Raw genomic sequence first — 8,965 nt, forward strand, 5'->3', positions numbered from 1 at the left:
CGGCAAGGGCCTGGCCTTTGCGTGGCATAATGATAAAGTCACCCGATCCGCAATCTGCATATCGTCGGTGACATGTCCCTGCCTCCCGCCCGCCTGATGCTGAAACCCGCCCAGCTGCGCCTGATCCAGCAGATCGCGGAGCATGGCCAGCTGCAACTCGCGGCCGAGACGGTGGGCATGACCCAGCCGGCCGCCTCGCGCATGCTGGCCGAGATCGAGAACCAGGTCGGCGCCCAGCTGTTCCTGCGCCAGCCCAAGGGGATGGAGCCGACCGAGATCGGCCGCGCCGTCCTGCGCCGCGCCCGCGTCATCCTGCGCGAGATGTTCAGCATGGTCGCCGATGTGCGCGCCCTGCGCGAAGGGTTCGGCGGCTCGCTGCGGGTCGGCGCGGTGACGGGTCCGGCGGTGGGCTATCTGGTGACCGCCATCCGCGAGATCAAGCAGACGGCGCCGGACGCCGACATCACCGTGGACGTCATGCCCTCGCGCGAGTTGCTGGGCCATCTGGCCGCCGGAGAGATGGATTTCGTGCTGGCCCGCATCCTGCCGGAATTCGACAGCCAGGACTTCAACATCCTGCCGATGCGGGACGAGAAAGTGTCCTTTCTGGTGCGGTCGAGCCATCCGCTCTGCCGCTCCTCCTCGGTCACGCTGACCGAGCTGGCCGGGCAGGAATGGGTGATGCAAAGCCGTGGCGCCCCGATCCGCGAGGCGGCGCTGGCGGCCTTTGCCGATGTCGGCCTGGCCGAGCCCCGCAACATCGTCAACAGCCCCTCGCTTCTGCTGACCATCGCCTATCTGGCGCAATGCGACGCGGTGGCCCCGATGTCCGAGGAGGTGGCCGAACTCTTGATCCGGCCGCCGGTCGGGGCCGGTTTCGCGGTGCTGCAAGTCCCGCACGAGATCCGCGTCTCGCCCTATTACCTGCTCGACCTCAAGCGCCGGCCGCTGTCGCCGCTGGCGATGCGGCTGCGCGAGAAGCTGGTCGCCCTCTCGCGCAGCCCGGTCCGCGAGGCCCATGCCTGACCCGCGGGTCAGGCGTTCTGCAGCTCGCCCGCCTCGCTGTTCTGCAGGACGGACTTGTCGGTCTGTCCCAGCAATTGCGAGGTGACGGTGCCGGCGGTCATCGCACCCGAGACGTTCAGCGCCGTGCGGCCCATGTCGATCAGCGGCTCGACCGAGATCAGCAGGGCCACCAGCGTCACCGGCAGGCCCATGGCCGGCAGCACGATCAGCGCCGCCATGGTCGCGCCGCCGCCGACCCCGGCCACCCCGGCCGAGGACAGGGTGACGATGGCCAGCAGCGTGATGATCCAGCCCGGATCGGTCGGGTTGATGCCCACGGTCGGCGCCACCATCACCGCCAGCATCGCCGGATAAAGCCCGGCGCAGCCGTTCTGCCCGATCGTGGCCCCGAACGAGGCCGAGAAGCTGGCGATGGTCTGCGGGATGCCCAGCCGGCGGGTCTGGATCTCGACGTTCAGCGGAATGGTCGCGGCGCTGGAGCGGCTGGAAAAGGCGAAGCTGAGCGCCGGGATGATCTTCTTGAAGAACAGCAGCGGATTCACCCCGGTCAGGGTCAGCAGCACGCCATGCACCACGAACATGATCGCCAGGCCGATATACGAGGCGATGACGAACTTGCCGAGATTCAGGATGTCGGCCGCGTTCGAGGTCGCCGCCATCTTGGTCATCAGCGCCATGACGCCGTAAGGGGTCAGCGCCATGATCAGCCGCACGAGCTGGCTGATCCAGCCCTGCAGCACGTCGATCAGGGCCAGCAGGCTGCGGCCCCGTTCCTCGTCGCGGCGCACCAGCCGGATCGCGGCGACGCCCAGGAAGGCCGCGAAGATCACCACCGAGATGATCGAGGTCGGGTTGGCCCCGGTCAGGTCGGCGAAGGGGTTCTTGGGAATGAAGGACAGGATCAGCTGCGGCACGGTCAGGTCGGCGACCTTGGGCGCATAGCTGCTTTCCAGCGCCGTCAGCCGCGCCGTCTCGGCGGCGCCCTGGGCCAGACCCTCGGCGGTCAGGTTGAAGATCAGCGACATGACCACGCCCACGAAGGCCGCGATCAGCGTGGTGAACAGCAGCGTGCCCAGCGTCAGCACCGAGATCCGCCCCAGCGCCGAGGCGTCGTGCAGCCGCGCCACGGCGCTGAGGATCGCCGCGAAGACCAGCGGCATGACCACCATCTGCAGAAGCTGCACATAGCCGTTTCCGACGATGTTGATCCAGTTGATCGTGGTCTGCAGCGCCTCGGATTCCAGGCCGTAGACCAGTTGCAGCCCGATCCCGAACACGGTGCCCAGGATCAGGCCGATGAAGACCCGCACCGACAGCGACAGCTGGCCGCCTTGCAGGCGGACCAGGGCGACGATCAGGGCGGCGAATATCGCAAGGTTGATGAGAACGGATACCATCGCGCATCTCCGGCAATTTCAGATTGTTCCGTTAAGCCATAATGCACGCCCGGCGTATAGCAGGGACCGGACAAGACCCGTGCAGCATCACGGGGTTCTGCCGATAAAGGAAGTCCCATCACCCGCCGCAAGCGCCGCAATGCCGGTATGCAGGCTCGATATTTCAGGAAATATTGCGACTGTATGCGGATATTGTCGATTATCAGCCCGGACCCGCCGGGCTATCGTTCCGCAGGATCGCATCACCGGGCAGGTTTCGCAATCAACCTCCGGCTTCGCAACAGCCCCATGGCGCCCGGCCGATCCGCGAGAAGGAGCGACAGGACCAGTGACTGCGAACAAGGCGAAACCCGCGGCCGATCCGCGGCCCTGGATGCTTGCGGTCGTGGCGCTGGTCGGCCTGGCGCTGCGCCCCTTCCTGACCGGGCTCGGCCCGGTGGCGGGTCCGGTCGCGGCCGATACCGGCCTTTCCCTGCAGGGCCTGTCGCTGCTGACCCTGCTGCCGATCCTGCTGATGGGCGCCGGCGCCTTCTTCGGGCCGGGCCTGCAGGCGCGGCTGGGCGCAAAGCGCGCCACCGTCGCGGCGCTGCTGGTGCTGGCCCTGGGCTCGGCCCTGCGGCTGGTCGCGCATTCGGCGGCCCAGATGCTGGGTTCGGCCGTGCTGCTGGGGCTTGGCGCGGCGGCGGTGCAGGCGGTGTTTCCCGCCGTCATCAAGCGCGAGTTCCCGCGCCGCGTCAGCCTGGCGATGGGGCTTTATGCCTCGATGATGATGGGCGGCGGCGCCTTCGGCGCCCAGGCCGCGCCGCTGGTCGCCGGCTGGAGCGGCAGCTGGCGCCTGGCGCTGGGCTGGCTGGCCCTGCCCGCGGCGCTGACGGCCTTGCTGGTCGCCCTTGTCCTGCCCCGCGAACAGGGCGCCGGCCGCAGCGGCGGCCTGGCCTTGCGGGGCTGGCTGGGTCGGCCGCGGGTCTGGTTGCTGATGGCCTGTTTCGGCCTGATCAATGGCGGCTATTCCTCGTCGGTGGCATGGCTCGCGCCGGCCTTCCGCGACCTGGGCTGGACGGCCGGCGCCAGCGGCGAGCTGCTGGCGCTGCTGGCCGTGGGCCAGGCAATCTCGGCCCTGCTGACGCCGGTGCTCGCCAGCCGCGGCAGCGACCGGCGGCCCTGGCTGCTGGGTTGCCTTGCCCTGCAGGCCCTGGGCTTCGCCCTGCTGGCGCTGCGCCCCGAGGCCGCCCCGCATCTGACCGCCTTCCTGCTGGGCGCGGGGCTTGGCGGCTGCTTCTCGCTGATGATGGTGGTGGCACTGGACCACCTGCCCGACCCGGTCGAAGCCGGCGCCCTGGCCGCGCTGATGCAAGGCGGCGGCTTCCTGCTGGCGGCCCTGCCGCCCTGGCTGCTGGCGGCGCTGCATGACCAAACCGGCAGCTTCGCCGCCGGGTGGGAACTGCATCTGGGGGCGGTGCTGCTGGTCGGCCTGCTGGCCCTGCGCCTGTCGCCGCAAAGCTACCGGCCCGCGCTGGGTCGCGCCGCCGCGCCTGCGCCGCTGCCCGGCCGCGCCCCGGCGGAATGAACGGCTGCGCAAGATTTTCAAAGGAGGAACCCATGCTCACCATCACCCGACTGGACCAGGCGGACGCCCGCCTGCTGATCGCCGGCGCCGAGACCCATGCGCACGGGATCGGCGTGCCCATGTGCATCGCCGTCACCGACGAAAGCGGGCAGCTGCTGGCCTTTTCGCGCATGGATGGCGGCAAGGTGACCTCGGCGACCATTGCCGTCGACAAGGCCTTCACCGCCGCCGCGGCGCGCAAGGCCACGCATGAATACGGCGCCGCCAGCCAGCCGGGCGCACCGGCCTGGGGGATTTCCTCGGCCATCGGCGGGCGGCTGATGGTGGTGGGCGGCGGCCTGCCGGTCGAGCATGACGGCCACATCGTCGGCGGCATCGGCGTCTCGTCCGGAACGCCGGCGCAGGATCAGGCGGTGGCGCAGGCGGGCATCGACCATTGGCGGGCGCACCGCGCCTGACCTTTGGGCAAGGGACGGGCGATCTCGTCCGTTCCCGTCATGCCACACCCGGCGGGGCACCGGCCGGGGCCGGTCTGGACGCCAAGCGACGCGCCGGATAAGGCGGGCGCATTCCCCTGCCATCATGGCGCGGGGGCGCCTCACCTGCCTGCAAGAGATCATGCTGCTCTGGTTCCTGCCCATCGCCGCGGCCGTCTTCGGCGCAGCCATCCTGCGCGGCCTGACCGGCTTCGGCTTCGCCTTGGCGGCGGTGCCGCTGATGTCGCTGATCATCCAGCCGCGCGTGGCGGTGGCCAGCGCCATCCTGCTGCAGGTGATGATCGGCTTTCGCGACCTCATGCACCTGCATGGCAGCTATGATCGCGCGGCGGTGCTGCGGCTGTCGCTGGGCTCGCTACTGGGCATGCCCTTCGGCATCGCGGCGCTGGCGCTGTTCGACCCCGATGCCGGGCGGCTTGCCATCGCCGCGATCTCGCTGGCCGGGCTGGGCATGATGCTGCGCCAGCCGCACCGCCATCTGGCGCCCGGCCCCGGCATGACCTTGGCGGCCGGGGCGCTGTCGGGCCTGTTCGGCAGCCTCGCCGCCATGCCCGGCCCGCCCACCGTGGCCTATTTCGTCGCCAGCGGCACCCCGGCTGCGCGGGCCAGGGCCTCGATGATGATCTTCTTCTTCGCCTCGGCGCTGATCACCCTGCCGGGGCTGGCGGTCGCGGGGGCGGTGGATCTGCGCACGCTGGGGCTCAGCCTGGCGCTGCTGCCGCTGCTGGTCTCGGGCACCTGGGTCGGCGGGCAGCTGTTCCGTCGCCTCGACCCGCGGCATTATCGCGGGCTGGCGCTGGGGGTCATGGCGCTGTCGGCCGGGCTTGCCGGGGCGCGGGCGCTGGCCGGGCTGTTCTGACCCCCGGCTTGCGCTGCAACGCCGGACAGGCTATCCGCCCGGGCTTTGCGGAAACAGGGCGCAGGGAAATGCAAAACGACATGCTCGCCATCGACTTCGGAACCTCGAACTCGGCCGCGGCGATCCTGCAGGACGGCCGGCCGCGGCGCATCGCCATCGAGCCGGGGGCCGAAACCCTGCCCACCGCCGTGTTCTTCCCGGCCCGCAGCGGCGCCATGCGCATCGGCGCGGCGGCGGCCGAGGCGCTGATCGCGGGCGACGAAGGCCGCTACATGCGGGCGCTGAAAAGTGTGCTCGGAACCGGGCTTTTCCACGAATCGCGGCTGATCGCCGGCAAGCGCCGCACCCTGGCGGAAATCGTCGCCGCCTTTCTCGCCACGCTGCGCGAACGGGCCGAGGCGACGACCGGCCGCCGCTTCCGCCGCGCGCTTTCCGGCCGGCCGGTGCATTTCCACTCGAACGATCCGGCCCGCGACGCGCAGGCCGAGGCCGACCTGCGCGACTGCTATCTGGCAGCGGGTTTCGACGAGGTCGCCTTCCTGCCCGAGCCCGAGGCCGCGGCGCTGGCCAGCCATGGCCTTGGCCGGGCGGACGAGATCGGGTTGATCGTCGATATCGGCGGCGGCACCTCGGATTTCTCGGCCTTCCGCAGCCGCGGCGACAGGCTGGACATCCTCGCCAATCACGGCATCCGGCTGGGCGGCACGGATTTCGACCAGCAGGTCTCGCTGAACCATGCCATGCCGGCGCTGGGTCATGGCGGCGAACTGCGCCGCGCCATGGGGCCGGGGCTGCTTCCGGTGCCGAATGCGATCTATGTCGATCTGGCGACCTGGGCCAAGATCCCCTTCCTCTACGTGCCCGAGACGCGGCGCATGGCCGCCGAGATGGCCCGCATGGCGGTAGACCGCGCCGCCATGGACCGCCTTGTCGCGGTGCTGGACGAGGAACTGGGCCATGAACTGGCCTTCGCGGTCGAGCGCGGCAAGATCGCCGCCAATGCCGGCGAGGGTGCGCGCATCGCCATGGGCTTCGTCGAGCCGGGGCTGGCGCCGGCGATCTCGCCCGCCGCGCTCGACGCGGCGCTGGCGGGCCATCGCGCCGAACTCCACGAAGCCGCCGCCGAGACGCTGCGGCTGGCGGGCATCGCGCCGGCCCAGGTCGGCAGCGTCATCCTGGTCGGCGGCTCCAGCCTGATGGGCCTGGTCGCCGACGAAGCGCTGCGGCTCTGCCCCGGGGCGCAGCTGCTGCGCGCGGGGGCCTTCACCGCCGTGGTGGACGGGCTGGCGCTGGCAACGGCAACGAGGCGCTAGCGCTTGCCCGGCTTCGGCCCGGCGCGGAACGGCTTGTCGCCGCCCTTGCCCTGGAAGCCGCCGGCCGCCTTGTGCGACTTGAAACCCGCGGCGCGTTTCGGCCGCGCCTCGGCACCCTCGCCCCGGCCCGACCGGTCGTCGCGCGCCACGCCATGCGACTTGAAGCCCGCCGATTTCAGGCCCGCCCGCGGGCTTGGCTTGGGGGTGGTCTTCTGCGCCTGCTTCTTCTCGCTGCTCCAGCGGGCCTTGCGCGGGGCTTCCGCCGCTTCGGCTTCCGGCGCGTACTCGCCGCGGTCGCGGCCGTGATCGGCAGCGGCAGCGGTCCGGGCGGCGCGCGGCCTCACCGCGTCGGGGTCCAGCAAGGCCGGACGCCGGGCCGGCTTGGGCCGATCCTCGGCGCGCGGCTCCAGCGGCTCGGGCCGCGCGGCATGCGGCGCCTGGCCGCGATGCGGCTTCTTCTCGCGGGCGGGATGCGCCGCGCCTGCCGTTTCACCGTTTTCCAAATACCCATGGCGCACCGGCTTCCGGTCGCGCGGCGCGGGTGCGTCGAAGACCGGTTCGCCCTCGATCCGGCGCATGGTCAGGCCGGGTTCCAGCTCGATCCGCTCGCCGAAATTCGGCGTGGCGGCGGCGGCGATCTGCACGAAGGTCTGCTCGGTCTTGACCCGGATCGCGCCGATGGCATCGCGGGTGATGTTGCCCGCCTCGCAGATCTTGGGCAGCAGCCAGCGCGCCTCGGCCCGGCCGGAATGGCCGACCGAGAGCAGGAACCAGACCGCCGGCCCGAACTCGCCGCGTTCGCGCGGCGCAGCAGGCGCAGGGCCCACGCTTTCCGACAGCTCCTCGGGCGCCGGGCGCCCCTCGCGCCACAGCCGCAAGAAGGCTGCGGCGACCCGCTCGGCGCCAAACCGGTCAAGCAGCGCGGCGGCCAGCCCCGCCTCCTCGCCCGGCGCCTCGGCCAGCGCCGGATGCTCCAGCATCCGCTCGTCGTCGCGGGCCTGCACCTCATCGGCCGAAGGCGCCTTGCCCCAGTCCGCGACCAGCTTGGCGCGCTGCAACAGCCGCTGCGCCCGCTTGTATTCCGAGGACGGCACGATCAGCACCGAAGTGCCCTTGGCCCCGGCCCGGCCGGTGCGGCCGGAACGGTGCAGCAGCGTGTCGGGATTGGTGGGCAGGTCGGCATGGATCACCAGCTCCAGCCCCGGCAGGTCGATGCCGCGCGCCGCCACGTCGGTGGCGATGCAGACCCGCGCCCGACCGTCGCGCAGCGCCTGCAGGGCATGGCTGCGCTCTTGCTGGGACAGCTCGCCCGACAGCGCCACCACCTTGAAGCCGCGATTGCCCATGCGCGCCAGCAGGTGGTTCACATTGGCCCGGGTCTTGCAGAAGATGATGGCCCGGCTGGCCTCGTAATAGCGCAGGGTGTTGAAAATCGCGTGCTCGCGGTCGCGGGTGGTCACCGACAGGGCACGATATTCGATGTCGCCGTGCTGGCGCGCCTCGCCCATGGCCTGGATGCGCAGCGCATCACGCTGGAAATCGCGGGCCAGCGCCTCGATGGCCGGCGGCACGGTGGCCGAGAACAGCAGCGTGCGGCGCTCGGCCGGCGCGCTGCCCAGGATGAATTCCAGATCCTCGCGGAAGCCCAGGTCCAGCATCTCGTCCGCCTCGTCCAGCACGCAGGCGCGCAAGGCGGTCAGATCCAGCGAGCCGCGCTCGATATGGTCGCGCAGCCGGCCGGGGGTGCCGACGACGATATGCGCCCCGCGCTCCAACGCCCGGCGCTCGGTGCGGTAGTCCATGCCGCCGACGCAGGTGGCGATGCGCACGCCCGCCTGCTCGTAAAGCCAGCCCAGTTCGCGCGCCACCTGCAGCGCCAGTTCGCGGGTCGGCGCGATGGCCAGCGCCAGCGGCTGCCCGGCCTCGGGCAGGCCGTCGCCGTCCAGGATGTCGGCGGCCATGGCCAGGCCGAAGGCCACGGTCTTGCCCGAGCCGGTCTGGGCCGAGACCAGCACGTCGCGGCCCCGCGCCCCGGGGGCCAGCGCGGCCTCTTGCACGGAAGTCAGGCTGGCATAGCCCTTGGCCGCCAGCGCCGCGGCCAGAGGCGCGGCAATATCATGTTCGTTCATTTTCTTCGCCAGAAAGGGGATGCGGGGCATCCGGGTGAAGGCACCATTCCCCTTTGCGGCCGGGCCCTCCCAACGGCCCGCCGGCCCGGAACGCGGAGCCAAGCCGCCCGCCTATCCTGTCCCGGTCCACAAGTCAAAGCCAAACTAGGACCGCATCAGCTGATCCGCGGTCCAGCC

The 8,965-nt window shown here is 71.1% G+C and carries 7 protein-coding genes; 5 read left to right on the plus strand and 2 right to left on the minus strand.

The annotated features are described in order from the left end of the window. Positions 1–72 precede the first annotated feature (72 nt). Positions 73–1,026 (plus strand): LysR family transcriptional regulator, encoded by a 954-nt coding sequence (locus NBE95_RS20010; RefSeq protein WP_289896214.1) that lies wholly within the window; start codon positions 73–75, stop codon positions 1,024–1,026. Between the two features lie 8 nt (positions 1,027–1,034). Here NBE95_RS20010 and NBE95_RS20015 read toward each other — a convergent pair whose 3' ends face one another. Next, a complete protein-coding gene (locus NBE95_RS20015) occupies positions 1,035–2,423 on the minus strand; it encodes an L-cystine transporter (RefSeq protein WP_289896215.1) in 1,389 nt (462 codons plus the stop codon). A gap of 373 nt (positions 2,424–2,796) precedes the next feature. Between NBE95_RS20015 and NBE95_RS20020 the strand changes: the two genes are divergently transcribed. From NBE95_RS20020 to NBE95_RS20035, 4 genes are all read left to right on the plus strand, one after another. Continuing rightward, on the plus strand, positions 2,797–3,990 hold the full coding sequence (locus NBE95_RS20020; RefSeq protein ID WP_289896537.1) for an MFS transporter: 1,194 nt from the start codon (positions 2,797–2,799) through the stop codon (positions 3,988–3,990). 32 nt (positions 3,991–4,022) lie between these two features. Further along, positions 4,023–4,448, plus strand: a complete 426-nt coding sequence (locus NBE95_RS20025; RefSeq protein ID WP_289896216.1) for a heme-binding protein — start codon at positions 4,023–4,025, stop codon at positions 4,446–4,448. Between the two features lie 124 nt (positions 4,449–4,572). Further along, the gene (locus NBE95_RS20030; protein ID WP_289896217.1) at positions 4,573–5,346 is read left to right on the plus strand and encodes a sulfite exporter TauE/SafE family protein; all 774 of its coding nucleotides are present in this window, start codon (positions 4,573–4,575) and stop codon (positions 5,344–5,346) included. A 68-nt stretch (positions 5,347–5,414) separates the two neighbouring features. Beyond that, entirely contained in the window at positions 5,415–6,659 is a 1,245-nt protein-coding gene (locus NBE95_RS20035; protein ID WP_289896218.1) for an Hsp70 family protein, read from the plus strand. Here the strand turns inward: NBE95_RS20035 and NBE95_RS20040 are convergent. Then, positions 6,656–8,788, minus strand: coding sequence for a DEAD/DEAH box helicase (locus NBE95_RS20040; RefSeq protein ID WP_289896219.1), 2,133 nt, complete (start codon positions 8,786–8,788; stop codon positions 6,656–6,658). The genes NBE95_RS20035 and NBE95_RS20040 overlap by 4 nt on opposite strands. Positions 8,789–8,965: the final 177 nt, after the last annotated feature.

Origin of the sequence: Paracoccus sp. TOH, from assembly GCF_030388245.1 — a bacterium.
GTDB lineage: Bacteria > Pseudomonadota > Alphaproteobacteria > Rhodobacterales > Rhodobacteraceae > Paracoccus > Paracoccus simplex.

Coding starts and splice junctions, on each gene's coding strand:
- NBE95_RS20040 (WP_289896219.1), bottom strand. CDS start 8,788: ATGAACGAACATGATATTGCCGCGCCTCTGGCCGCGGCGCTGGCGGCC.
- NBE95_RS20020 (WP_289896537.1), top strand. CDS start 2,797: ATGCTTGCGGTCGTGGCGCTGGTCGGCCTGGCGCTGCGCCCCTTCCTG.
- NBE95_RS20030 (WP_289896217.1), top strand. CDS start 4,573: ATGGCGCGGGGGCGCCTCACCTGCCTGCAAGAGATCATGCTGCTCTGG.
- NBE95_RS20025 (WP_289896216.1), top strand. CDS start 4,023: ATGCTCACCATCACCCGACTGGACCAGGCGGACGCCCGCCTGCTGATC.
- NBE95_RS20015 (WP_289896215.1), bottom strand. CDS start 2,423: ATGGTATCCGTTCTCATCAACCTTGCGATATTCGCCGCCCTGATCGTC.
- NBE95_RS20010 (WP_289896214.1), top strand. CDS start 73: ATGTCCCTGCCTCCCGCCCGCCTGATGCTGAAACCCGCCCAGCTGCGC.
- NBE95_RS20035 (WP_289896218.1), top strand. CDS start 5,415: ATGCAAAACGACATGCTCGCCATCGACTTCGGAACCTCGAACTCGGCC.